We start from the raw sequence: 23,828 nt of genomic DNA on the forward strand, positions 1-23,828 counted from the left end.
ACGTTGGTGCACGTGGCTTATCTGGGCCTCGGCAGCAATCTCGGCGACAAGGCCGCGACGCTGGCCGACGCGGTGGCGCGACTCGCCGCGACGCCGGGTATCCGCGTGGTCGCGCGCTCCTCGAATTACCGCACGCCGCCCTGGGGCGACACCGATCAGGACTGGTTCCTAAACGCGGCCATCGGCGTCGAGACCACCCTGACGCCCCATGCGCTGCTGGAGGCGGGCTTGGCCATCGAGACGGCCATGGGGCGGGTCCGCGAGCGCCGCTGGGGGCCACGGGTGATCGATATCGACGTCCTGTCCTATGCGGGGGCCGCGATCTCCGACGAGCGCCTGGTGCTGCCGCATCGCTTCGTGCGCGAGCGCGCCTTCGTGCTGGTGCCGCTCGCCGAGATCGCACCGGACCTGCGCATCGGCCCCGAGACAGTGACGGAGGCCCTGGCGAAGCTCGACCCCACCGGAATCGAACGCGTCTAACCTGCGAGATGCCGGGACAGTCCGGAAACCACACGGGCGGCGGATTCTCTCCGCCGCCCGTGTGGTTCGTCAGGTCCGAGGGAGCCGCTTCAGGGCGCCGGGATCTCGAGGAGCTTGTTGCCCTCTTCCTCCAGCAGCGGCACGTCGTAATCCCGCAGGACCCGCTCGATATCGGTCCGACGCTTGCGCAGGATGGTGTTCAGTGTCCGCTTCCAGTCGTTCTCCTCCAGCCGCACGCCGAGCGCGATGCGGAAGGTGAGCGGCGGGCGGTCGGGTTCCTGCAACAGGGGTACGACGCTCATCGGCACGCCGCTCTGCTTGGCGAGCCAGCCGGCGGCGGGTCCCCACAGGATCGCGGCGTCGATGCGCTTCTCGGCGAGATCGGCGATGACCTCGGCCGAGACCGTCTGGTGCTTGCGCGACGGATCGAGCTGGTAAGGTGCGTAGGCCTTCATCGCAGTGATCAGGCCGACTTCGCCCATCCGGTTGACCGGCGGCGTACCGCCGATGACGCCGATCGATTTGCCCTTGAGCTTCGGATCGTCGAGACGCGTCACGTCGTCGAGTTCACCCTTGCGGGTGACGAGGGTGTAGGCGGAGCGATAATAGGGATTGGAGTGCTGGACGAGTTCACCGCCGGCGGCCGAGCCGATGATGAGATCGCACAGGCCGGTGCCGAGGGTGTTGCGGACGAAACCCGGTCCCTGCGTCAGCCAGTAATAGCGGATCTTGACCTTGAGTTCGTCGGCGATGATCGCCGCGATCTTGTTCTCGAAGCCGTCTTCCTTACGCTGCGAAAACGGCATGTTGCCCGGATCGCCACAGACCCGCAGCGTATCGGTCGTCACCAGATCCGGCAGCGACTGTGCGGAAACGGGTCGCGCTCCTGCCGAGAGCAGCAGGAGCGCGAGCGCGACATATGTCCGGATGCGTGAGCGGGTCATTAGCCGCCCAGGCACTCCTTCTCGGCCGCCTTGGCGGCATCGGGCTTGTCTTCCTTGTCGGTCGGGCGCACGCGCGGCATGGCGCCGGAGGCACGGGCCTTGAGGTAGACGTAGAGATCGTCAGCGTAGCACATGACGTTCTTGTTATCGCCGAAGGCCGGCATCACGCGCTCCTGGCCAGCCTGCGAGTCACGCTTGCCGCCCGCGAGGATGCCGATGAACTCCTCGTAGTTGATCGTCTTGAGCGAGTCCTTCAGGGCCGGAGCATAGGTCGAACCCATGGCGTCGGGGCCGTGGCAGACGTGGCACTCGGCATGATAGCGGCGGTAGCCCGAGTAGGCGTACCAGTCGAACTTCTTGCCGTCATTGGTGATGTGATAGGTCGGGTGACCCTCGGCGTCCTGATACTTTCCGTCCTCGACCTTCACGGCCGCGAACTTGTCGATCAGCTTCGAGTCCTTCTCGGACGCGTTGGGATCGAGCTGATTGGCGAGGGCCGGATCAGCCTTCTTCGCATCCTGGGCCTGCACGGCGAGCGTCGAGAACGACGCAAGGGCAATCGCTGCCGCGAGAGGACGGATGACGGCTTTGCTAATGGTGTACAACGACGTTTCTCCCAGGAACACCACGTCGGCTCACGAGCCGCGTGTTTCGCGTGTTGTTCTTCCAATTCTAATCATAAAGGTGCCGGCGCGGAAACCCGCGCCGGCACCCTTTGATCTACCGCTACGTGCGACCGATTAGTTCGGCAGCGAGAAGACGGTCAGCTGACCACCGAGGTTGGTGTAGTTCGAGAGGGCAGCGTAGCCACCCACCGCGCCGAGACCGGCGTTCGGGTCGGTCAGGCCGGCCGCGAGGCCGATGCCAGCCCAGCCACCGACACCCGACAGGATGCCGACGAACTGCTTGCCCTTGTGCTGGTAGGTCATCACGTTGCCGATGATGCCCGACGGGGTCTTGAACTTGTACAGTTCCTTGCCGGTCTTGGAGTCGACGGCCTTCAGGTAGCCCTCGAGGGTACCGTAGAACACCACGTCACCGGCGGTGGCGAGAGCGCCCGACCACACCGAGAACTGCTCCTGGTTCGACCACTTGATCTTACCAGCGACGCCGTCCCAGGCGATGAAGTTACCCATGCCGCCGTGGCTGTTGGGAGCCGGGTACATGGCCAGCGTCGCGCCGACATAGGGCTGACCCGGGGTGTAGCTCACCCGGAACGGCTCGTAGTCCATGCAGACGTGGTTGGTAGGCACGTAGAACAGGTTGGTCTTGGGCGAGAACGCAGCAGGCTGCTGGTCCTTGGTCCCGAGAGCCGCGGGGCAGATACCCTTGGAGTTGGTATCTTCGCCGTTCTGCTCGGTGGAGTACTTGGCCTGGACGAGCGGACGACCGTAGGTCTTCGAGCCCTTGTCCATGTCGACCTTGGAGGCCCAGTTCACCACCGGATCGAACTTCTCGGCGACCAGGAGCTCGCCGGTGGCGCGATCGAGGGTGTAGCCGAAGCCGTTACGATCGAAGTGCGTCAGGAGCGGACGCTCCTTGCCGTCAACCTTCTGATCCGTGAGGATCATCTCGTTGATGCCGTCATAGTCCCACTCGTCGTGCGGGGTCATCTGGTAGACCCACTTGGCGGCGCCCGTGTCGGGGTTACGCGCCCAGATGGTCATGGACCACTTGTTGTCGCCCGGACGCTGCTTGGGGTTCCAGGTCGAGGGGTTGCCCGAGCCGTAGTACATCAGGTCGAGCTTGGGATCGTAGGAGAACCAGCCCCAGGTGCAGCCGCCGCCGGTCTTCCACTGATCGCCTTCCCAGGTCTTCAGTGAGGAGTCCTTGCCGACCGGCTTGCCGAGCGACGTGGTCTTCTCGCCATCCATGATCATGTCGGCGTCGGTGCCGACGGAGTAGCCGCGCCACACCTTCTTGCCCGACTTGGCGTCGTAGGCGGTGACGTGGCACTGCACGCCGAATTCGCCGCCGGAGATGCCGACGATGATCTTGTCCTTCACCGGGAGAACGGTGGCGGTGTTGGTCTCACCCTTCTTGGGGTCGCCGTTGACGACGGACCAGTTCACCTTGCCGGACTTGGCGTCGAGCGAAACGACCGTGGTGTCGGCCTGGTGCAGGATGATGGCGCCATCGGCGTAGGCGAGACCACGGTTGACCGTGTCACAGCACATCACCGGGATCACCGACGGGTCCTGCTTGGGCTCGTACTTCCAGACGATCACGCCGTCCTTGTCGAGGTCGAGGGCGTAGACGATGTTCGGGAAGGGGGTGTGGACGTACATCATGTTGCCGACGACGAGCGGGGAGCCCTCGTGGCCGCGCAGCACGCCGGTCGAGAAGGTCCAGGCGACCTGGAGCTGCTTCACGTTGCTGGCGTTGATCTGGTCGAGCTTGGAATAGCGCGTGTTGGCGTAATCGACGGTCTGAAGGACCTGCTCGGCCGGGTTGGCCGTGCGCTTCAGGACGTCTTCGTTGGCGAACGCCGTGGTCGAAGCGACCATGCCGGCGCCGAGTGCGAGAAGATGTACCGCTCTCATGGATTCCTCCGACAGATCTTACAGCTGCGATCCTACGGAAAATCCGCATGATCACGCTGTGATCTGACTGTTTGCGACAGGGATAGGTTCGCTACGGTAGCGGACGCCAAGTCCTTCGCTTCCCATCCTTGAGAGGATGGTTGCAAGAACCTTACGGTCAGGGGCCGCTATCCCTTTGCGGCGCCCCTCGAAACCGAAGCTTGAATGAACTCTAAGAAAAATTCCGCCGGCGTCAACTCGCTTGCGCGCCCTCTACCTGCGACGCGCACAAGTCCTCGTGAATGATTCCAAGGGAACGACATGGCGCAGGCTGCGCAACATCATATGGTGCAGTGCAATACAAGCTGGCGCTAAGACAAAGAGTTTTTATCACCTTCCGACATTCTTCATGCGAGGGGTGCATGGGGCTGTCGCGAAAGCTTCTCTGGCATGCTTCCGGCACGCTGACCTTGGCGACGGTACGGTGGCATACCAAGCGTCTGCCAAGATCGGCGAGAGAAGTAGAACAATAATTCAGAAGGCGTGGCCGATGCGCCGGCCATCCGAGGAACTGAGCCGTTGCCGAATCTGCCCGAGTCGAGAGGTTTCGATGCGCGGTCTCGCCGCATCCGGTCGAGGAGTTCCGCCGGAGGCTTCGCGTCACGGGCGGGCCTTCGTGGGTCCGCCCTGAGAATCAGCCGGCGATGACGGTGGGGAATCGCATCGCGAGATCCGTTCGGCGGGCCTCGATCCAAGACCGCTCGCGGCTGCCCCGGGCGATTTCGAGGGGGATGCTGCCCAGCAGCGTCGCCGGCCGGCCGGACACCAGCAGCAGCCGGTCGGCGATCTCGATAGCCTCCGCGACGTTGTGGGTGACCATCAGGACGCCCATCCGGGTGCGATCGACCGCCTCCACCACGAGGGCGCGCAGTGCCGCCGCGGACGTATCGTCGAGGGAGACGAAGGGCTCGTCCAGGATCAGGATGCCGGGCTTCTGCGCCAGCGCCCGCGCCAGAGAGACCCGCCGCGCCATTCCGAGCGACAACGCACCGGGATAGCGACTCCGCCACGGCGTAAGCCCGAGTGAGGCGAACAGCGCGTCGAGATCCTGCCGGCGCGCGGTGCGCGGCAGGGCGAGGCGGACATTCTGTTCCACCGTGCGCCACGGCAGCAGGCGCGGCTCCTGGAACGCCATGGCGATGCCGGCCTCGTCCGGGTGCGGCGTGACGCTGCCCTCGTAATCGGGGTCGAGGCCGAGGAGGATGCGCAGGGTCGTGGTCTTTCCGGCGCCCGAGGGGCCGATCAGGCAGGTGATCTGGCCGGCGGCGACGGAGAAGGCGAGATCGCGCACCGCCTCCACCGGTTCCGGACCGCCGGCACCGTAGACCTTGCGGGCGATGACGACGCGCAGGGCCGCATCGCCGCGATCGGCCGAACCGCTCCCCTCAGCGCCAGCGTCGGACATAGGCTTCCAGTCGCTGCAGGATGAGGATGTCGATGGCGATCATCACGCTCATGAAGACGAGGCTGTAGCCGAGGATGGCCGCCACGTTCAGGCTCTGGACGAAGTAGTAGTTGATCGCGAAGCCGACCCCGTTCGGGCGCCCCAGAAGTTCGATCACCAGCACGATCTTCCAGGCCAGGGACAGGCCGGAGCGCGCCGCCGCCACCACGAAGGGCTGGAGCTGCGGCACCAGCACGTGGGCGATCCAGGTCCGCCGGTCGAAGCGGTAGGTCCGAGCCATCTCCTCCAATTGCGGATCGAGGCCGCGGGCGCCCTCGCGCAGGATCACGGCGACGTTCGGCAGCTTGTTGAGCACCACCGCGACGATCGCGGCCGCCTCGTTGAGGCCGACCCAGATGTAGGCCAGCACCGTGATCACCAGGGCCGGGGTATTCAGGAGGATGAGGAGCGGCGTGTCGAGGACGAGGTTGAGGCGGCGGGAGCGGCCGAGCGCGATGCCCAGCAGCACGCCCAGCGTCATCGCCAGGAAGAAGGAGATGCCCACCCGCGAGAGGGTGATGCCGACATTCCACCAGAGGTCGCCGCGCGCCGATTCCCGCGCGATGAAGTCCAGGATCGCGAGGGGGGGCGGCAGCAGCCGCGAGCCGGCAGCGGAGGCCGCGACCTGCCACCCGGCAAGGAGGATCAGCACGGAAACGAGGCGGGTGGCAAAGCCCATGGGTCAGGGCGTCATGGCGCCGGGGCCTCGGAGGGCGCGCGCCGCGCCCGGCGCCTCAGCCATTCCCGCCGCCATCGAAATAGAGGCCCGGCGGAAGGGTCGCGCCCGGCCCGACCAGGCGTTCGCCGCCCAGGCGCGCCATCACGCCGAACAGCTTCTCGCCGTCAGACCGCTCGGTCGCCAGCGGCCGGCGCGGGATGCCGGCGAGGAAGTCGCGCTTCAGGGCCTGGAAGGTGGCCTCGTCGTCCGCCGCCATCAGGGGGCGCACCACGTCCCATGCCTTCGGATCGTTGGCGAGCGCCTCCTTGGCGGCCTTGGAGGCACGGGCGAAGCCCTCGACGGTTTCCGGCTTCTCCTTCACGGTCTCGCCGTCGAGGAGGTAGCCGATCAGCGCCATCGAGCCGGTGGCGCCGAAGGCCCGCATGATGTCGTCCGAGCCGATCAGGCGGCGGAAGCCCTTGGGCTCGAGGCGGGCGCAGTAGGTCCAGTACAGCAGCCCGGCATCGAGCTCGCCCTGCTCGAGCTTCAGCGCCAGCAGCGGCGGAGCGCCGAAGGCGAGATCGGCCTGGGTCTCGAGGTCGATCCCGGCGGTGTCCCGGGCCTGCGCCTTCAGCAGCAGCCAATTCTTGTCGAGGGGGCCGCCGGCGACCCCGAGGCGCTTGCCCTTGAGGTCGGCGAGCGTCCGGATCGGGCTGTCGCCCGGAACCATCAGGGAGCCCTCGGTGGTCGAGTAGGGAAAGAAGCGGATCGACCGGCCTTCGTTGCCGAGGCGCGCCGCCCAGAGCAGGTCGCCCACGATGGTGTCGACCTGACCGCCCAGGAAAGCGATCCGCGCGGCGTCGTTGCCGGCGAGCTTGACCACGTCGAGGGTGAAGCCATTGGCGCTGTCGAGCCCGCGGGCCTTGATCACCGCGGCTTCCCAGGACACCGTCCCGAACGGCAGGCTCCCGACCCGGAACGTCGACGCGGCTGCGCGGGCCGGCCTGGCGAGGCCGAAAGGCAGGGGCCAGAGAGCCGCCGTCGCGAGCAGTGCGCGCCGTGACAGCATGGGGGACTCTCCCTGAATTCTCGGTCGAACGTCCGGTCTGTCCCGAGAGGGCCGGCGCTGGTTGGCGCTCTTCATAGGAGTTCGGGTGGAGAGCGTCCACTGGCCGATCGGGCGGGTGCCGGAGGCCGATGGTCGCCCCCGGGGGCTTTCGGTCGACGCCTCGGACCGAATTCAGTGGGTCCGGACCACCTTGCATGCTTCAGGAGTGCGGCGCAGGCTGCCCTGAAATCTTACCGGGAGGAACGGAATCATGGCCGGAACACGGGACGACGTCATCGACGACGCAACGATCACGGTGCGGCTCGCCGAGGAACTGCCGGCCTGGCGCCTCGAGGAGGGCTGGATCAAGCGGACCTACAAGACCTCGGGCTGGAAGAGCACGCTGATGGTGATCAACACGGTGGGGCACCTCGCCGAGGCCGCCTGGCATCACCCGGACATCACCGCCTCCTATGCGTGGGTCGAGGTGCGGCTGACCAACCACGCCGCCAAGGGCGTCACCGAGAAGGATTTCGCCCTCGCAGCCAAGATCGAGGAGGTCGTGGGGTGGCAGCCCGGAACCGAGGGCGGAGCCCTGGAGGGCACCCCGACCGACCCGCGCTTCGCCTACATCAAGCACGACCGGTAGCCGGACCGCGCAGCGGGCGGTTCAGTCCGCCTGCTTCACCCGGCGGCATTCGGTCTTGAGGTAGCTGGTCTTGCCCACCTCGTCCCGCAGGTCGGTGCGGGCGATGATCTCCTGCCAGCCGTTGGTGCAGCCGAGCTCGTTGGAGACGCGGACCTTGCGGACTTCGCTCGCCCGGTCGTCGGTGCAGCCCTCGATCGGGATGCCATTGGCGCAGACGAGGACCACGGCGATGAAGGCGTTCATGGGGGGCTTTCCTGAGGGGGCTCCGACACGGCTCGGATACGGTACGCCCGTGCCAGGCCTCGGGTCTCACCCGATCGTGAGAATGTGATCGGCCGAGAAATCCCGGCCTTCGACCGGGTTGGCGACCCAACGGGTGCGGCCGACCCACAGGTCGTGCCCGGCATGGAAATGCCCCGAGACCCATAGGTCGGGCCGCGCGGCTTCGGGGAGGTCTTCCAGCACGGTGGTGGCGTAGAAGGCCGGAACCCACCACGGGACGCCGGGCACGTGGCGGAACGCATCCGCTGCCCGCGGACTCGCCGGATGGTGCGTGATGCAGACCGTCGGGCCGTCATGGGGCTGCGACAGGGCGGCGATCAGCAGGGCGCGCTCCTCCGCATGGGCCGCCATCGCGTCGGCCGGCGACCAGACCGAGCCGTCGCCGTTGCGGATCGAACCCCGGAACTCGCGTGAGCCGGTCACCGGGTCGGTCATGCGCGCGGCTGCGAACGCGACCGGGTCCGGGGGATGGTCCGGCACCGTCTCGTCGAGCCAGCGACCGGCCAGCGACCAGTCGCTCCACAGGGTGGTTCCGACGAAGCGGACGCCGTCGAGGAGGATGGACGAAGCCCGCTGGAGCAGGTGGATCGCCGCGCCCGCCCGGTTCAGCCGCGCCACCTCGGCCTCCAGGGCCTTGAGGAGGTCCGGCGCGGTGCGCCCGTCCCCGGTCGGCGCATAATGCTCGTGGTTGCCCGGGACCAGGACGATCGGACGGCCCTGCGCCAGGGCCAGCAGCGCCGCGAGCCCCGATTCGGGCCGTCCCTCGTGCAGGTCGCCGGGGCAGACCAGGACGTCGAAGGGCGCACCCGGGCGCGGGATGACCTCGAGGCGACGGCGTTCCAGGTGCAGGTCGGAGATCGGGAACAGGCGCATGACGGCGCGGAACCTCTCAGGGAAGCGATGAACCGGATTCGGTTTCGGGCGCGGGCTCGGACACAGCCTTGGCCGCCCGCCATTCCGCCCGCGCCGCCTTCAGGATGTCGCTGGCCGAATCGGCATTGAGGATGGCGATGCCGGCAGCCGCGATCAGGTCCGGCCAGGCTGACAGGGTCAGGGCGGTGGCGAGACCGGCGGCGATGATGGCGAGGTTGGCGAAGGCGTCGTTGCGGGCCGAGAGGTAGGCCGCCCGGGTCAGGCTGCCGCCGCCCGAGCGGTGGCGGCTCAGCATCATCGCGCAGGTGAGGTTCACCGCCAGCGCGCCGAGGCCGGTGAGCGTGAGCGGCACCGGGGCGGGTGGCGCCATCGTGGCGAACTTCGCCCAGGCCGCATAGGCCGTGGCAAGCGCGGGCAGCAGCAGGATGCCGGCCAGCACCGCCCCGAGGCGGGCCCGGTTGCGCACGCTCCAGCCGATCCCGGCGAAGATCAGCAGGTTGATTGCCGCATCCTCCAGGAAGTCGAGGCTGTCGGCGATCAGCGCCAGCGAACCGATCGCCAGCGCGACGCTGATCTCGACGGCGAAATACCCGAGATTCAATCCCGCCACGCGGGCGACGACCGGGCGCAGGGTGGCGGAGGGGGTGGCGGGCACGGAACGCTGCTCGACTGGAGGTGGCGGAGGGGTGATCGCGCGGGCGCAAGGCTCGCGGTTGGTCGGGACCTCCGCCCGGTGACGCCCTCCTTGACGCGAGAGGCGTCCCCCTGTCGAGACCTCGTGCGAAGCGTTGCTTGTCGACCCTCGGCTTTTCGCGAGGCTGATACTGGATTTGGCCCGCCGCCTGTGCGAGGCGAAAAGCCAAGCCGTCCGACAGCGACTCTGCAAGACACTCACGCCGCACGCGATCGTCGTGCCACCAATCGCGATCAGGGAAAAACGCCGATGATGCCCGAACTGCGCGTCCTGTACTTCGAGGACCTCGAACTCGGTTTGTCCGAGACGCTGAACAAGGTCATCGCCTCCTCCGACGTGGTGGGTTTCGCCGAGATCACCGGCGACCGCAACCCGATCCACCTCTCCGAACACTTCGCGGCCCGCACGCCCTTCGGCACCCGCATCGCCCACGGCCTCTACACCGCGGGCCTGATCTCGGCGGTGCTCGGCACCCGCCTGCCGGGCCCCGGCGCCATCTACATCAGCCAGACCCTGAACTTTCGGGCACCGGTTCGCATCGGCGATACGGTCCAGGTCACCGTCGAGGTGGCCGAACTGGTGCCGGAGCGCCGCCGGGCGCGCCTGAAATGCATCTGCTCGGTGGCCGGCGAGGTCGTCCTCGACGGCGAGGCCCTGGTGAAGGTGCCGACCAAGGCCGAGGCCGATCCGCTCGCGGTGCGCATGGGTGGACGTCCGGCGGGCGCCTGACCCCGCCTTGAGCGCCGCCCCCAAGCCGGTCGCCATCGACGATCCCGCCGATCCGCGCCTCGCGCCCTATACGGCGATGCGCGAGCGCGACCTCGTCGGGCGCGCCGGCCGCTTCATCGTCGAGGGCGAGGTGACCCTGCGGGTCATGCTCTCGGGGCGGGCGCGCTTCGGGCTCGAATCGGTCCTGCTCGCGCCGGAGCGGCTCGACGGCCTCGAAGAAGTCCTGCGTCGCCTGCCCGAGGGGGTGCCGCTCTACACGGCGACGAAGCCGGTGATGAGCGCGATCACCGGCTTTCCCATCCATCGGGGCGTGCTCGCGGTCGGCCTGCGCGGACCCGAGGTCGAGCCGGATTTGCCGCCCGCGCCCGCATCCGTCCTGGTGATCGGCCTCGTCGGCCTGACCAACCACGACAATGTCGGCGGCCTGTTGCGCAACGCGGCCGCCTTCGGCGCCGACGCGGTCCTGCTCGACGCGGCCACCTGCGATCCGCTCTACCGCAAGGCGATCCGCGTCTCGGCCGGCGCAGCCCTGACGGTGCCGTTCCGCCGCCTGGACGATGCCGACGCGCTCCTGGCCTACGCGGATCGTCACGGGCTGACCCCGCTCGCCCTCAGCCCGGGCGGTGGCGAAATCCTGTCCGGTCTGGCCCGCCCGGACCGCACCCTGCTGATCCTCGGCACCGAGGGGCCAGGTCTTCCGCCGGCTCTGATGGCGCGCCTGCGCACCGTGCGCATCCCCATGGCGGCCGATTTCGACTCGCTCAACGTCGCCACGGCTGGCGCCATCGCGCTCCACCACCTGACAACCTCGCGCTGAGCGCCGAACGAATACGGCGCCGACACCACGATGACGCGCGACCAAGATTACGCGCGACATTGCGCCCCCATTGCCGCACGCGCTGCTACGGTCAAGATTACGCGCACGGCTTTCGAGCCCTGGACGGACCATCGTTCCGCGCCACATGGCAGGGGTGAGGGCGCAGACGAAGGAGTAGGTAGCGTTGTTGCAGTCACGGGATGGCTTGCGGACCTTGTCCGGACGCCGCGTCATCATCGTCGGCGCCGGTCCCGGCGGCCTCGCCACCGCCCTCCTCCTGGCCCGAGCGGGCGTTCACGTCACGCTGCTGGAGAAGGATCCGGCGGTGGGCGGCCGCACCAAGACCATCGAGGCTCCGGGCGGCTTCCGCTTCGATATCGGGCCGACCTTCTTCCTCTATCCCCAGATTCTCGCCGACATCTTCGAGACCTGCGGCGAGCGCCTCGAGGACCACGTCAAGCTCGAGCGGCTCGATCCGCAATACCATCTCGTGTTCGAGGCCGGCGGCGAGATCCGCGCCACCAACGACATGGACCGGCTCGAGGCCGAGGTGGCGCGCATCGCGCCGGACGACGCCAAGAACGTGCGCAAGTTCTTCGCCGACAACCGGGTCAAGCTGAAGTTCTTCAAGCCGGTGCTGGAGCAGGCCTTCCACACCCTGCGGGCCATGGCGTCCCCGGCGATGATCGCCGCCCTGCCCCATCTCCATCCGGGCCGCAGCGTCGACAAGGACCTGCAACGCTACTTCAAGGACCCGCGCGTCCGCCTCGCCTTCGCGTTCCAGACCAAATACCTCGGCATGTCGCCGTTCCGATGCCCGAGCCTGTTCACCATCCTGTCATTCCTCGAATACGAGCATGGTGTCTACCATCCGGTCGGCGGCTGCGGCGCGGTCTCCGAGGCCATGGCGGGGCTCGCCCGGCGCATGGGCGTCGATATCCGGCTCGGGGCCGGCGTCGATCGGGTGCTGTTCGAAGGCAAGCGCGCCAGCGGGGTCGTCTGCAACGGCGAGACGATCCATGCCGACGCGGTGGTCATCAACGGCGACTTCGCCAAGGTCATCCAGGATCTGGTGCCGCAGGAGCATCGCCCGCGCTGGCGCGATGCCAAGATCGCCAAGGCGCGCCTCTCCTGCTCGACCTTCATGCTGTATCTCGGCCTCGACGGGCCGATGCCAGAGGCGCTCGGCCATCACACCATCCTGCTGTCGGAGGATTACGCCCGCAACATCCGGGAGATCACCGACGGCATCCTGCCGATGCAGCCCTCCCTCTACGTGCAGCATGCGGGCTTCACCGACGGCGGCATGGCGCCTCCCGGTCAGACCAGCCTCTACGTTCTGGTTCCGGTTCCGAACCTCAAGGCGGGCATCGACTGGAGCGGGCTGCGGGAGACCTATCGCCAACTCGTCCTCGACCGCCTGAAACTGCTCGGGCTCGGCGATATCGAATCACGCATCCGCTACGAGCGCATCGTCGATCCGACCGAGTGGCGCGACGACTTCTTCGTGCACGAGGGCGCCACCTTCAATCTCGCGCACGACCTAATGCAGATGCTTTACTTCCGGCCGCACAATCGCTTCGGGCCGGGGCTCTATCTCGTCGGCGGCGGCACCCATCCGGGCTCCGGCCTGCCGGTGATCTACGAGGGCGCGCGCATCACCGCCCGCCTCCTCATCGAGGAACTCTCCGCAGGGCGCGTCGGCGCGACGAGCGCGGGCATCCCCACCACCGCCCCGCTCGCCGCCTCGGGCGACGCCTCTTGAGGCGCTCGGCCCGGCTCCTGTCGCAGGCCTCGGCGGGCGTCTGCGCTCTTTGTCTCGGCGCGGGTGCAGCGCCGGCCGCCACCGTGGCGGTGGAGGTCGAAGGCATAGAACCCGCCGGCCTGCTCTCGGTCGCCCTGTGCCAGGACGGCCTGACCGAGGCCGATTGCCAGACGGGACAGCAGGCCCCACCCCAGGCCGTGGCGCAGCGCTTCGTGTTCGCGAATGTGGCGCCCGGGGTCTACGCGGCTGTCGCCTATCAGGACAGCAACGGCAACGGCCGCCTCGATCGCACCGGCCTCGGCCTGCCGCTCGAGCCCTACGGGTTCTCCGGCGAGACCGCCCGCTCCGCACGCCCGGACTTCGCGCGCGCGCGCTTCTCCGTGCGCGAGCCCGGCGCGACCGTCCGGGTCCGCCTGTCGCGCGCCCTGCCCCGCCGCTGAGAACCGCGTGAGCGCCCGTTCCGAGCCGCTCCTGCGGGTGGCCGGCGCCGCCCTCGCCTATCGGGGCACCCCGGTGCTGGAGGGCGTCGATCTGACCCTCGGCGCCGGCGAGACCCTCGCCCTGCTCGGACCCAACGGCGCCGGCAAGACCTCGCTGATGCGCCTCATCGCCGGTCGTCTGGCCCCGCAGGTCGGCACCGTCCGCTTCGCCGGCGACGATCCGCATCGCAGTCCGGCCGCCCGGCGGGCCATCGGTTGGGTGCCGCAGGAGATCGCGCTGTATCCCCGCCTGTCGGTGGCCGAAAACCTGTCGGTGTTCGCCCAGCTCGCGGGGGTCGCGCGGCGCGAGCGGGCGGAGGCGGTGGCCCGCGGGCTTTCGCTCTGCGCGCTTGCCGAGGTCGCCAAGCGCCCGGTCGGCCTGCTCTCCGGCGGTTACCAGCGCCGGGTCAACATCGCCGCCAGCCTGATGGCGCGGCCCCGCCTCGTCCTCCTCGACGAGCCGACGCAGGGGGTCGACCTTCATGCACGGGCGGCGATCCACGCCGTGCTCGGGCGCCTGCGTGAAGCGGGCACAGCCCTCATGGTGGCCACCCACGACTTCGCCGAGGCCGAGCGCCTGGCCGACCGGGTCCTCATCCTGGCCCGGGGCCGGATCGTCACCGACGGACGCCTGGCCGAACTCCTGGCGCGCCTCCGCGCCGATGCGCCCGAGCACGAGGCGGCCCTGGTCGCCCCCGCCGACGCGGCAGCGGAGGCGGTGCTGCGCCGGACCGGCTTCCTGCCCGTGGATACCGGCTCGACTTGGCGGGCACGCCGGCTTTCCGACAAGCCGCGCGATGGCGCCGACCTGCTCGCCGCCCTCCGGGATGCCGGGGTGCCGATCGCCGAGATCCGCATCCGCGCGCCCGGCCTGGAGGCAGTTTATCGCGATGCGTTGGCGCAGTCCTCGGCGCAGGCCGGCGACGGGGCCGTCGCGCGGGAGCGCACCGCATGATCTCGGCCGCCTTCCGCGTTATGCTGCTCGGGCTGGTGCGCGACCGCGCCGCCCTGGTGATGGCCTTCGTGCTGCCCACCGTGATCTTCGTGATCTTCGCCGCGATCTTCTCCGGCGCTTTGGGCGACCGCATCCGCATCCATCTCGGCCTGCTCGACCTCGCGCGGACGCCGACGACGCAGCGCCTGATGCAGGCCCTGGAGGCGGATCCGTCCTTGCGGGTCGGGCGCCTCTCCGCCACCGATCTCGACGGCGCGCTCGCGGCGGTGCGGCGCGGCGAGGTCGATGTCGCCCTGGTGCTGCGCGGCGACCTCGATGCCGGCTCGCCGGGAGGCGCTTCGACGCGCGCCGACCAGCCCGTGGTGCTGATCGAGAACCCCGCCAAGGCGCTGGCAACCCCGATCGCCCTCGGCCAACTCCAGCGCGTCCTCAACGAGGCCCTGCCGGACGTGGTCCTGGCCCGGATCGTCGCCGACGTGGAGCGTTCGGGCAAGATCGGCCCGGATGAGCGTGCCTTCCTCAACCAGGCCTTCGCGGAGCAGCGCGCCCGCAAGGAGCCGTTCTCCTTCGCCACCCTGGTCGAGCGGCGCAGCACCGCCTCCGGCGCCACCAACGACCGCGTCAGCTACTACGCGGGCGCGATCACCGCCGTGTTCCTGCTGTTCGCCGCCATGCAGGGCGCCCTCTCCCTCGTCGACGAGCGCCAGTCGGGCCTCGCCGACCGTCTGATGGCGGGGCCCGGCGGCCTCGCCGTGGTGGTGCTGGGCAAGTTCCTGTTCCTGGTCGGCCAGGGCCTGGTCCAGGCCGGCCTGATCTTCAGCGCCGCCGCCCTGCTGCACGGGGTCGACATCCTGCCCCACCTGGGTGCCTGGCTGGTGACCTCGCTGCTGGTCTCCGCCATGGCCGCCGGCCTCGCGCTGGCCGCCTGCGCGGCCTCGGCCACACGCCAGCAGGCGCATCTGGCCGCCACCTTCGGCGTGCTGCTGCTGTCGGCAGTGGGCGGCAGCATGGTGCCCCGCTTCCTGATGCCGCCCTGGCTGCAGCAAGCCGGCTGGCTGACCCCCAACGCCTGGGCGATCGAGGGCTACCAGAACGCCCTGAGCGAGGGCTGGACCGCTGCCCTGCCCGCCTGGGGCGTGATGGGGATCGTGGCGGCGGTGGGATTGGGTCTCGCGCTGAGGCTGGTGTCGCGGCGGGCGGGGTAGATTGCGGAGCCAAAGCCGGTGAAAGTCCGCGCCGCGACCGGTTAGCGCGTTGACCGCGCGCCCATCCGGTCTAGCTTCATGACGGATAAGGGCTTTCGAACCGGCCCGGGGAGTGACACGAACATGCGGGCTGGGTCTTCGGTCGCCGTCGTCGGCGCAGGGTTGGGCGGCTTGGCGGCGGCCTGTGTGAGCGCCGCGCGGGGCCATACCGTCACGCTCTACGACAAGAACGACTGGCTCGGCGGCAAAGCCGCGGTCCTGCACGAGGGCGGGTTCCGCTTCGACATGGGGCCGACCATCCTGACCGTGCCGAAGGTGCTGGAGCGGATCTTCCAGGAGGCCGGACGCAACATCCACGACTACCTGGACCTGCGCCGCCTCGATCCGCAATGGCGCTGTTTCTTCGACGACAACACCCATCTCGACCTCATGGCCGACGTCCCCACCATGGCGGCCGACATGGAGCGTTTCGCGCCCAACACCGGCGCCGGCGAGGGCTACAAGAAGTTCCTCGAGATCTCCGAGCACCTGCATGACGTCTCGAACAAGTTCTTCTTCTGGAAGCCGGTCGAGGACCTGTTCGACACCATCAACATCCGCGCCAACATGAACCCCGGCACCCTGCGCGACGTGCTCTCCCTGCGCATGGGCTCGTCGGTGGCGGGCACCATCCGGTCGAAGGTGAAGGACGCGCGCCTCGCACAGATGCTCGATCACTTCGTGCAATATGTCGGCTCCTCGCCCTACGGCGCACCGGCCGTGCTCTGCGCCATCGCCCATATGCAGACGGCGGAGGGGGTCTGGTACCCGATGGGCGGCACCCGCGCGGTGGCCGAGGCCCTGACGAAGCTCGCGGGTGAACTCGGCGCGACCCTGCGTCCCGGCGACGAGGTCACCGGCCTCGCCATCGAGAAGGGCGCGGTGAAGGGCGTGAAGACCGCCGCCGGCATCACTCCGTTCGACGCCGTGATCTCCAACATGGATTCGGTGCGGACCTATCGCGAACTCGTCGGCGGCGACGTCGGCAAGACCTACGAGAAGAAGAGCTTCGAGCCGGCCTGTTCCGGCGTGGTGCTCTATCTCGGGCTGAACAAGCGCTACGAGCACCTGAACCACCACGACTTCGTCTTCTCCCGCGATCCGGAGGAGGAGTTCGACTACATCTATCACAAGGGCGAGCCGGCCCCGGACCCGACCGCCTACCTCGCGGCCCCCTCCTCCACCGATCCCTCAGTGGCGCCCGAGGGCGGCGAGGCGCTCTACGTCCTGGTCCATACGCCGTACCTGCGCCCGCACCACGACTGGTCGAAGATGTTCCCGGCCTACCGCCAGGTCATCCTCGACAAGCTCAAGCGCACCGGCAACATGCCCGACCTCGAGGAGCGCATCGTGGTCGAGCGGCACCTGACACCGCAGGATATCCACGAGCGCTACAAGGTGCTGAACGGCGCGATCTACGGCCTCGCCTCGCACGGCAAGTTCATGGGCGCCTTCAAGCCCGGCAACCGCTCGCGGCAGGTGCGCGGCCTCTACCTCGCCGGCGGCGCCGCCCATCCGGGGCCGGGCATGCCCATGGTGATGATGTCGGGCTGGATCGCGGCCGACGCCCTCGACACCGATGCGCGAGGCAGCGACGCGAGCAGCGAGGTGCGCGCCAGCGCCTGAGGCCCGACGCGTGTCCCGCGAGGACGTTCCGGCCCGATCACCCGCCCTGTGGCGGTTCATGGTCGGGTATTTCGACCGCTACCTGCGGCGCCACCTCAACGCCCTACGGCTCGCCCGCTGGGGCGTGCCGGCTTGCGCGGATCATCCCGGTCCGGTGGTGGTGTATTGCAACCATCCGGCCTGGTGGGATGCCGCCGTGGTCATCCTCCTGGCCGGGCGGCTGTTTCCGAGCCGCGACAGCTACGCGCCCTTCGATGCGCGCATGCTGGAGAAATACGCGGTGTTCGCCCGGATGGGGGCCTTCGCGGTGGATCTCGAATCGGCGCGCGGCGCCGCCCAGTTCCTGAAGGCGAGCCGGCGCATCCTGGGGGTGCCGAACCGGATGATCTGGATCACCGCGCAGGGACGGTTCCAGGATGTCCGCGCGCGTCCGCTGGCCCTGCGCGGCGGCGTCGGACGCCTGCCCGAGATCGCGCCCGAAGCCCTGTTCGTGCCCCTCGCCCTCGAATACGCCTTCTGGGAGGAGCGCGGCGGGGAGGCCTTCGCGGCCTTCGGCAAGCCGGTGTCCGGTGCCGAACTGCTCGCCCTCCCCCGGCCGGAGCGGCTCGCCCGGATGGAGGCCGACCTGACCGCCACCCTCGATCGCCTCAGCGCCGACGTCGTGTCCCGCGACGCCGCGCGCTTCACGGCCGTCGCCTCCGGTGCCAAGGGGATCGGCGGGGTCTACGATGTCTGGCGGCGCCTGCGTGCCGTCCTCGGCGGCCGGCGCTTCGAGCCGGCCCATCAGGCGGGGGATGCACCCAGCCGCAAGGGAGATCTGGTCCCGTGATGTTCGGCCTCGCGATCCTGGCGCTCGTCTGCGCCCTGCTGCCGGGCCTGATCGCCTGGATCAACCTGTCCATCCTGCGAACCCCCGAACCGGATCTCGACGTCCGGGCCAAGGTCTCTGTGCTGATCCCGGCTCGCAACGAGGCGGAGGTCATCGCCGCGACGGTGCGGGCCGCCCTGGCCAGCGCGGGAGTCGCCCTGGAGGTGCTCGTCGGCGACGACCAGTCCACCGACGACACCGCCGCGATCGTCTTCGCCATTGCCGCCACCGACCCGCGCCTGCGCCTTGTCCAGATCCCGCCCTTGCCGGACGGTTGGACGGGCAAGAACCACGCCTGCGCCCGCCTCGCCGAGGCGGCACAGGGCACCCATCTCCTGTTCGTCGATGCGGATGTGACCCTGGCCCCCGCCGCCGCCGCCGCGCTGGCCGCCCATGCCCGTCGGACCGATGCGGCCCTGGTCAGCGGGGTTCCGCGCCAGCATATGGGCTCCCTCGGCGAGCGCCTGACGGTGCCCATGATCAATTTCCTGCTCGTCGGCTACCTGCCGATGGCGATGATGCGAGCCTCCCTGCGCCCCAGCCTTGGGGCCGCCTGTGGCCAGCTCGTACTGGTCGCGCGCAGCGCCTACCGGGACATCGGTGGCCACGGCGCCCTGCGCATGAGTCTCCACGACGGTGTCGTGCTTCCGCGCCGCTTCCGCTCGGCCGGCTACCGGACCGATCTCGTGGCCGCGCACGCCCTCGCCACCTGCCGGATGTATCGCGGGTTCGGCCAGAGCTGGGCCGGCTTCTCGAAGAACGCGCGCGAGGGCATGGCAACGCCCGGAGCCCTGCCGGTCTGGACCCTGCTGCTGGCGGGCGGACACGTCCTGCCCTGGCTTCTCCTGATCCTGGCCCTGTGCGGCATCGGTTCGGGGACCGCCGCCTTCCTGGCTTTCGCCGCTGCCCTGCTCTCGCTGGCCACCCGGGCCGCGATTACCCTGGTGACCCGCGAGCCGGCGGGCACCATCCTGCTGCATCCCCTGACCGTGCTGGTGGCACTGGCGATCCAGTGGACCGCGCTGCTGCGGCGCAAGGGGGCCGGAACCCCGATGTGGAAGGGTCGCAGCTATCCGGTCGGTGATTCCTGAATATGGGCGTCCGTCTCGGCGAGGATCCAGGCCGCGGTGTCGGGGTCGGCCCCCGTCACCGGGAGATGCAGGATGATCGGCGTCTCGTAGGGGTGACGCGCCTTCAAGGCTGCGCCGAGGGCTTCGGCCAGGCTCTCCCGGCTTTTCAGGATGGCCGCCACCTCCTCGCCCCGCTCCACCACACCCTTCCAGGCATAGACCGACAGCATCCCGGGCAGGACGTTGACGCAGGCGGCCAGCTTGAGGCGCACCAGTTCCTCGCCGATCGCCAGGGCGGTGCCGGCATCCGGGAAGGTGGTGTAGACGAGAAGCGGTCGCTCCATGCTATGGGTCTCCGACCAAGGTTCTGCCGCTCCCCAGGCGGGAGCGTATCGGCGGAATGCCGATGGGATTTTAACGCGAACGCCGAAGCGGACGCTCCGCCTCGGAGGGGCGTTCGGCAAAGTGTCCGGCAAGGTAACCGGTCGGTTGTTCGGCAAGGCGGATATAGGCCCATGGCGCGGCGGTTCGAACGGCTTGCCTTCGTCGCGAGTCCCACGGAGGACGCCCGGCAGGCTGCCGCCATCCTGATGCGCCGCTACGACCACGTGCCCCCCGACGAGGCCGACGTGGTGGTGGCGCTCGGCGGTGACGGCCTGATGCTCCAGACCCTGCACCGCTTCATGCATGCCGGCACGCCGATCTACGGCATGAATCGCGGCACGGTCGGCTTCCTCATGAACGAGTTTCGCGAGGACGGCCTGATCGAGCGCCTGGAGAACACCAAGCGCAGCATCATCCACCCGCTGATGATGGAGGCGGTGGACACCGAGGGGCGCCGGCACGAAGCGCGCGCCCTCAACGAAGTCTACATGCTGCGCCAGACCCATCAGACCGCCAAGCTGCGGATCTCGGTCGATGGACATGTGCGCCTGCCCGAACTGATCGCCGACGGTGTGCTGGCGGCGACTCCGGCCGGCTCGACGGCCTACAACCTTTCGGTCGGCGGCCCGATCCTGCCCCTCAACGCCCGGCTCCTGGCCCTGACGCCGATCTCGGCCTTCCGGCCGCGGCGCTGGCACGGGGCGCTGCTGCCCGATTACGCGCGCATCCACATCGAGGTGCTGGATCCCGCGCATCGCCCGGTGGCGGCGGTGGCCGACCATACGGAATTCCGCCGGGTCTGCACGGTCGAGACCTGGCTCGACCACGCCACCAACCTGACCCTGCTGCACGATCCCGGCCACAGCCTCGACGAGCGCATCCTGCGCGAGCAGTTCGGCTGAGGCTCGGCCGAGCATCTCCCGGCCGGCTCGGCGGCCAGGGCTGCCAATGCCTCAGGCGGCGATCCGCGCCCGGTCGTCGCGATAGCTCGCGATCAGGGCGTCGGGGATTGCGTCCAGCACGACTTCGACGGTTACCGCGTGGACCCGTGCGCGGCTACCCTGGAACTCGGCCATGATCGAGTCGGACAGGCCATCGAGGATGAGGCCGACCGGATCGGTGCGGGCCGAATCGGATTCGGGCAAGGGAGAAGCGGGCAAGGGAGAAGCGGGCAAAGGAGAAGCGGGCAAAGGAGAAGCGGGCAAGGCGAATTCCACGTCGCGTGCTTGGACTAAGGGCGCTTCGACCGGTGCCGGGGCGGCCATCGCAACGGCCGGACGCTCCGGCTCATCCCAGCGGGCGATGACTTGGCGCTGCGCCTCGCGCCATTCGGCATCGAGGATCTCGCGCTCGATCCGCAGGATTTCGGTCTGCTCCGCTTCCGCCGCGAGTTCGCGCGCGAGCACCCGCGCCTCGTCGCGGGCCGCTTCGGCTTCGAAGCGGGACAGCAAGGCCATGACGCTCTGCGCCTCGGCGAAGGGCATCGTCTCGCAGGCGGTCAGCGCCCGCTCGATCATCAGGCGCGACAGGCCGGCGCCCGCCCTGGTGGTGGTGCCCTGGCCGGCCTCGCGCCAAGCCGAGAGGGCGGCGCTGAAGGCCGGCAGAAGCACGGCGGGCAGGCCAGCCTTGCGGTGGAGGGCGGCGAAGGCGGCGCTCGAGGCCTCCTGCATCAGGCCCGCCACCCGCCGGGCCGGAAGGCCTGCAAGATCGGCCAGAGCCATCTCGGCGAAGGCCATGTGGCCGGACAGGATCGCTCGCAGCAGCAGGCCGGCATTGAGCTGGCCGCAGGCCTTGAGGTGGGCCACGAGGCGGGCGAGATCGATCGGATGGGCCTCGGCGCAGAAGGCCAGGGTGGTGCGCTCCTGGGCCTCGCGGCTGGCGCGCGCGCTACGGGCCGGCGTGAGCCAGCCGGAGGACACCGCGAAGGCGGAGAGCGATTCGGCGAGACGCATCGTCACGCACTGGCGCACCTCGAGGGGCAGGTACGGACGGGCCAGGACTGCCTCGCGCAGGGCGGCCACGTCGCCGTGGCGCTCGACCATCCGCATCAGGCTGCCGGTGGTGATGTGGGCGCTGCGGTTGCGAACCAGCACGACCAGTGCCTCGGGCTCGGCGATTTCGGCGAGCGCCCCGGCGACGGCGGGCGACAGGTCCACCCGGCTCGCGATGGCGCGGCGGGTGGCGGGGCAGCCGATGGCGACGCCGTCGACGAGGTCGGCGTCGCTCAGCACCGGCGAGCGGGCCAGCACCAAGGTGGCGATCTCGGCCTGGTCGCTCGCCAGGGCCACGATCAGGGTACGGGGGGCGTTCGCGCACGCGGCGCAGGCCTCGGCCAGGGCGCGGCGGACCAGGCTCGAGGGATCGTCGAGGAGAGCGAGGAGCGCGGCTTCCGCCTCCCAGGCGACGTCCTCGCCGAGGCCGCCATACAGGTAGGCACGGGCCAGGGCACCGGCCGCCTCCGCCCGTCGCGCGGCGGAGGTGTGCTGCGTCCAGGTGAGGAACTGGCGGATGATCATGAGCCGCTCCGAATGGTGAAGAGGGACAAATCGAGGGGTGCGCCGACCCGCGCCGATGGTCCGGACCCGCCGAACTCCGCCGGCCGGCGCGGCGGCTGCGGCGCGCCGACGAGGGCCGCCGAGGGGACCGGGAGAGCGGGCGTCGATACCGCCGGGGCGACGGCGGCGCTCCCGGTCTCGGTGCCGTCCGAGCGGGGGAAGTAGGTCGGCGCGGCTCGCGGCGGCTCCGCCCGAACCGCATCCTGGCCGGCGTTTCGCCCCTGCCAGAGGCGGGCGACGCCGGCCGAGACGCCACCCTGCTGGCGCGGATCGGTCTGGAACATCGAGCGCAGGCCACCCTCGTTGAGGGAGGCGTAGGCGGTGGTACCCTCGGGCAGCGCCAGGGTTCCGGAGACTGCCAAGGTGCCGGAGATTGCCTGGGTGCCGGACACCGCCTGCGGCGCTGCGGGGCGTACCGCGGCCAGATGGGCGTAGAGTTCGGCCGCTCCGCGCGGACGCCCGGCCTTGTCGTAAAATAGGCTGCGGTTCGCTGCGGCCGCCTCCGGCATGTCGAGGGCGGCGACTCGGGCGGGGCTCGCCTGCGCGGTGTTGATCAGAGCGGCGGCCCCGCGCGCGCCGAGGACGTGGGCGGCGTAGAGGTCGCCCCCCGTGGGCTCGCGCCCGAGGGCGGCCGTCAGCGTCTCGCGGTTCCGCTCGGTCAGCGCGCCCGCCATGGTGGCGGCGATCCGGGGATCGCGACGCAGGTCCAGGATGGTCTGCTTGGCGGCCGGATCGCTCACGCTGTAGGTGCCGTCGGTCCCCTTGGTGATTGCATCGGCGTAGGTGGTGAAGCCGAGGCGCGGCCCGGCATTCTTCATGGTGCCGAGCCAGGTCTGCTCGATGAACTGGAACAGGCCGGTGGCCGAGGAGGTGCCGGCCTTGGCCGAGGGGTCGAGCGAGGATTCCCGCTGCGCCGTGGCGAGGAGATAGTCGAAGCCGGTCCCGGAGGTCTGCGCCCCGTCCCGGATCGCCTCGATCACGCCGCCCGGTGCGGTCGCGCGCCCGGCGGGGGGCGTGTCGCGCAATCCCGCATCCCGGCTTGCGCCGGAATCGCGGGAATTGGCGGGGGGCGTGGTGAACAGGAACATGGACGTCCGGCTGGAGGCGGACCCTGGCGACGCCCCGAGGGTAACTTTGTTCGCTCTATGGTAAAGGAAGATTGAAGAGTGCGGTCCTGATCTTGCCCGATTTCAGGATCGCGTCCGAATTCCGGGTTCCTTCTGCTGCGCAGACGCATCTCCCGCGCGGGTCAGGCCTCGCCCGCGCGGGTCAAATCTCGCTTGCGAAGGCCAGGCCTTCGTCGGCCCAGCCCGTCAGACCCCCGAGCATCACCTTCACCGGGCGGCCGAGTTCGGCGAGCCGCAGGGCGGCCCGGTCGGCGCCGTTGCAGTGGGGCCCGGCGCAATAGACCACGAAGAGCGTGTCCGCGGGCCAAGCGCCCAGGCGCTCCGCCGTGATCCCGCGAGCCGGCAGATGCAGCGCCCCGGGGATATGGCGCTTGCGGAATGCGGCCTCCGACCCGACCGCGTGCAGCAGCACGAAGTCGGGCGCACCCGCCCGAAGGGCCGCAGCCACGTCGGCACAATCGGTCTCCAAAGCCAGACGGCGTCGGAAATGCGCGCGTGCGATGGCGGGCGAACAGTTGGGAATGGCGCTGACGAGGCTCATCGGTGATCTTCCTC

The 23,828-nt window shown here is 69.4% G+C and carries 25 protein-coding genes; 12 read left to right on the forward strand and 13 right to left on the reverse strand.

Features of this window, described 5'->3' with window-relative positions; all coding sequences use genetic code 11:
- Positions 1-6: 6 nt before the first annotated feature.
- A complete protein-coding gene (gene folK / locus J7U37_RS10270) occupies positions 7-480 on the forward strand; it encodes a 2-amino-4-hydroxy-6-hydroxymethyldihydropteridine diphosphokinase (protein WP_247635647.1) in 474 nt (157 codons plus the stop codon).
- Between the two features lie 89 nt (positions 481-569).
- Here folK and xoxJ read toward each other — a convergent pair whose 3' ends face one another.
- From xoxJ to J7U37_RS10300, 6 genes are all read right to left on the reverse strand, one after another.
- Complete coding sequence (gene xoxJ, locus J7U37_RS10275) at positions 570-1,424, reverse strand: rare earth element methanol dehydrogenase accessory protein XoxJ (RefSeq protein ID WP_247635648.1); 855 nt, start codon at positions 1,422-1,424, stop codon at positions 570-572.
- Entirely contained in the window at positions 1,424-2,029 is a 606-nt protein-coding gene (locus tag J7U37_RS10280) for a c-type cytochrome, methanol metabolism-related (protein WP_282103755.1), read from the reverse strand. The genes xoxJ and J7U37_RS10280 overlap by 1 nt, the downstream gene beginning before the upstream one ends.
- Positions 2,030-2,164: 135 nt before the next feature.
- On the reverse strand, positions 2,165-3,967 hold the full coding sequence (xoxF1, locus tag J7U37_RS10285) for a lanthanide-dependent methanol dehydrogenase XoxF1 (RefSeq protein WP_247635649.1): 1,803 nt from the start codon (positions 3,965-3,967) through the stop codon (positions 2,165-2,167).
- Between the two features lie 673 nt (positions 3,968-4,640).
- Positions 4,641-5,411, reverse strand: a complete 771-nt coding sequence (locus J7U37_RS10290) for an ATP-binding cassette domain-containing protein (RefSeq protein ID WP_247635650.1) — start codon at positions 5,409-5,411, stop codon at positions 4,641-4,643.
- A complete protein-coding gene (locus J7U37_RS10295; RefSeq protein ID WP_056183787.1) occupies positions 5,392-6,129 on the reverse strand; it encodes an ABC transporter permease subunit in 738 nt (245 codons plus the stop codon). The genes J7U37_RS10290 and J7U37_RS10295 overlap by 20 nt, the downstream gene beginning before the upstream one ends.
- 55 nt (positions 6,130-6,184) lie before the next feature.
- Positions 6,185-7,177: an ABC transporter substrate-binding protein gene (locus tag J7U37_RS10300; RefSeq protein WP_247635651.1), complete on the reverse strand. Its 993-nt coding sequence runs from the start codon at positions 7,175-7,177 to the stop codon at positions 6,185-6,187.
- A 250-nt stretch (positions 7,178-7,427) separates the two neighbouring features.
- Here J7U37_RS10300 and J7U37_RS10305 point away from each other — a divergent pair, with 250 nt between their 5' ends.
- Positions 7,428-7,805 carry a 4a-hydroxytetrahydrobiopterin dehydratase gene (locus J7U37_RS10305; RefSeq protein ID WP_247635652.1) on the forward strand — a complete coding sequence of 126 codons (378 nt, stop codon included), beginning with the start codon at positions 7,428-7,430 and terminating at the stop codon, positions 7,803-7,805.
- A gap of 21 nt (positions 7,806-7,826) precedes the next feature.
- Here the strand turns inward: J7U37_RS10305 and J7U37_RS10310 are convergent, their stop codons facing one another.
- From J7U37_RS10310 to J7U37_RS10320, 3 genes are all read right to left on the reverse strand, one after another.
- A complete protein-coding gene (locus tag J7U37_RS10310; RefSeq protein ID WP_056183792.1) occupies positions 7,827-8,048 on the reverse strand; it encodes a hypothetical protein in 222 nt (73 codons plus the stop codon).
- Positions 8,049-8,114: 66 nt separating this feature from the next.
- A complete protein-coding gene (locus tag J7U37_RS10315; protein WP_056183795.1) occupies positions 8,115-8,960 on the reverse strand; it encodes a metallophosphoesterase in 846 nt (281 codons plus the stop codon).
- 16 nt (positions 8,961-8,976) lie between these two features.
- On the reverse strand, positions 8,977-9,615 hold the full coding sequence (locus J7U37_RS10320; protein ID WP_056183797.1) for a cation transporter: 639 nt from the start codon (positions 9,613-9,615) through the stop codon (positions 8,977-8,979).
- A gap of 288 nt (positions 9,616-9,903) precedes the next feature.
- On the opposite strand from J7U37_RS10320, the gene croR reads away from it, so the two are divergent.
- The 9 genes from croR to J7U37_RS10365 all read left to right on the forward strand — a co-directional run bounded on the left by croR (position 9,904) and on the right by J7U37_RS10365 (position 19,228).
- Positions 9,904-10,383 carry a MaoC family dehydratase gene (croR, locus tag J7U37_RS10325; protein WP_247635653.1) on the forward strand — a complete coding sequence of 160 codons (480 nt, stop codon included), beginning with the start codon at positions 9,904-9,906 and terminating at the stop codon, positions 10,381-10,383.
- 76 nt (positions 10,384-10,459) lie between these two features.
- Positions 10,460-11,200: an RNA methyltransferase gene (locus tag J7U37_RS10330; RefSeq protein WP_056184309.1), complete on the forward strand. Its 741-nt coding sequence runs from the start codon at positions 10,460-10,462 to the stop codon at positions 11,198-11,200.
- 184 nt (positions 11,201-11,384) lie between these two features.
- Positions 11,385-12,965 (forward strand): phytoene desaturase family protein, encoded by a 1,581-nt coding sequence (gene crtI, locus J7U37_RS10335; RefSeq protein WP_056482546.1) that lies wholly within the window; start codon positions 11,385-11,387, stop codon positions 12,963-12,965.
- A gap of 17 nt (positions 12,966-12,982) precedes the next feature.
- Complete coding sequence (locus J7U37_RS10340; protein WP_056482839.1) at positions 12,983-13,405, forward strand: DUF2141 domain-containing protein; 423 nt, start codon at positions 12,983-12,985, stop codon at positions 13,403-13,405.
- A 7-nt stretch (positions 13,406-13,412) separates the two neighbouring features.
- Positions 13,413-14,399 carry an ABC transporter ATP-binding protein gene (locus J7U37_RS10345; protein ID WP_247635654.1) on the forward strand — a complete coding sequence of 329 codons (987 nt, stop codon included), beginning with the start codon at positions 13,413-13,415 and terminating at the stop codon, positions 14,397-14,399.
- Positions 14,396-15,604, forward strand: a complete 1,209-nt coding sequence (locus J7U37_RS10350) for an ABC transporter permease (protein WP_247635655.1) — start codon at positions 14,396-14,398, stop codon at positions 15,602-15,604. Before J7U37_RS10345 ends, J7U37_RS10350 begins: the two co-directional genes overlap by 4 nt.
- Before the next feature lie 123 nt (positions 15,605-15,727).
- Positions 15,728-17,269, forward strand: coding sequence for a phytoene desaturase family protein (crtI, locus tag J7U37_RS10355; protein WP_056183811.1), 1,542 nt, complete (start codon positions 15,728-15,730; stop codon positions 17,267-17,269).
- Positions 17,270-17,327: 58 nt separating this feature from the next.
- A complete protein-coding gene (locus J7U37_RS10360) occupies positions 17,328-18,098 on the forward strand; it encodes a lysophospholipid acyltransferase family protein (protein WP_056482535.1) in 771 nt (256 codons plus the stop codon).
- Positions 18,098-19,228 carry a glycosyltransferase gene (locus J7U37_RS10365; RefSeq protein ID WP_056482532.1) on the forward strand — a complete coding sequence of 377 codons (1,131 nt, stop codon included), beginning with the start codon at positions 18,098-18,100 and terminating at the stop codon, positions 19,226-19,228. The genes J7U37_RS10360 and J7U37_RS10365 overlap by 1 nt, the downstream gene beginning before the upstream one ends.
- Here the strand turns inward: J7U37_RS10365 and cutA are convergent.
- On the reverse strand, positions 19,207-19,551 hold the full coding sequence (gene cutA / locus J7U37_RS10370) for a divalent-cation tolerance protein CutA (RefSeq protein ID WP_247635656.1): 345 nt from the start codon (positions 19,549-19,551) through the stop codon (positions 19,207-19,209). The two genes, J7U37_RS10365 and cutA, sit on opposite strands and share 22 nt — an antisense overlap.
- Positions 19,552-19,722: 171 nt before the next feature.
- Between cutA and J7U37_RS10375 the strand changes: the two genes are divergently transcribed.
- Positions 19,723-20,493, forward strand: a complete 771-nt coding sequence (locus J7U37_RS10375; RefSeq protein WP_056183818.1) for an NAD kinase — start codon at positions 19,723-19,725, stop codon at positions 20,491-20,493.
- 51 nt (positions 20,494-20,544) lie between these two features.
- Here the strand turns inward: J7U37_RS10375 and J7U37_RS10380 are convergent, their stop codons facing one another.
- The 3 genes from J7U37_RS10380 to J7U37_RS10390 form a co-directional block, all read right to left on the reverse strand.
- Positions 20,545-22,107 (reverse strand): DUF2336 domain-containing protein, encoded by a 1,563-nt coding sequence (locus tag J7U37_RS10380; RefSeq protein ID WP_247635657.1) that lies wholly within the window; start codon positions 22,105-22,107, stop codon positions 20,545-20,547.
- Positions 22,104-23,234 carry a lytic transglycosylase domain-containing protein gene (locus J7U37_RS10385; protein ID WP_247635658.1) on the reverse strand — a complete coding sequence of 377 codons (1,131 nt, stop codon included), beginning with the start codon at positions 23,232-23,234 and terminating at the stop codon, positions 22,104-22,106. Before J7U37_RS10385 ends, J7U37_RS10380 begins: the two co-directional genes overlap by 4 nt.
- Positions 23,235-23,415: 181 nt before the next feature.
- Positions 23,416-23,814, reverse strand: coding sequence for a rhodanese-like domain-containing protein (locus J7U37_RS10390; protein WP_247635659.1), 399 nt, complete (start codon positions 23,812-23,814; stop codon positions 23,416-23,418).
- Positions 23,815-23,828: the final 14 nt, after the last annotated feature.

Source organism: Methylobacterium sp. 37f (assembly GCF_023093475.1).
In the GTDB taxonomy this organism is placed as follows: Bacteria; Pseudomonadota; Alphaproteobacteria; order Rhizobiales; family Beijerinckiaceae; genus Methylobacterium.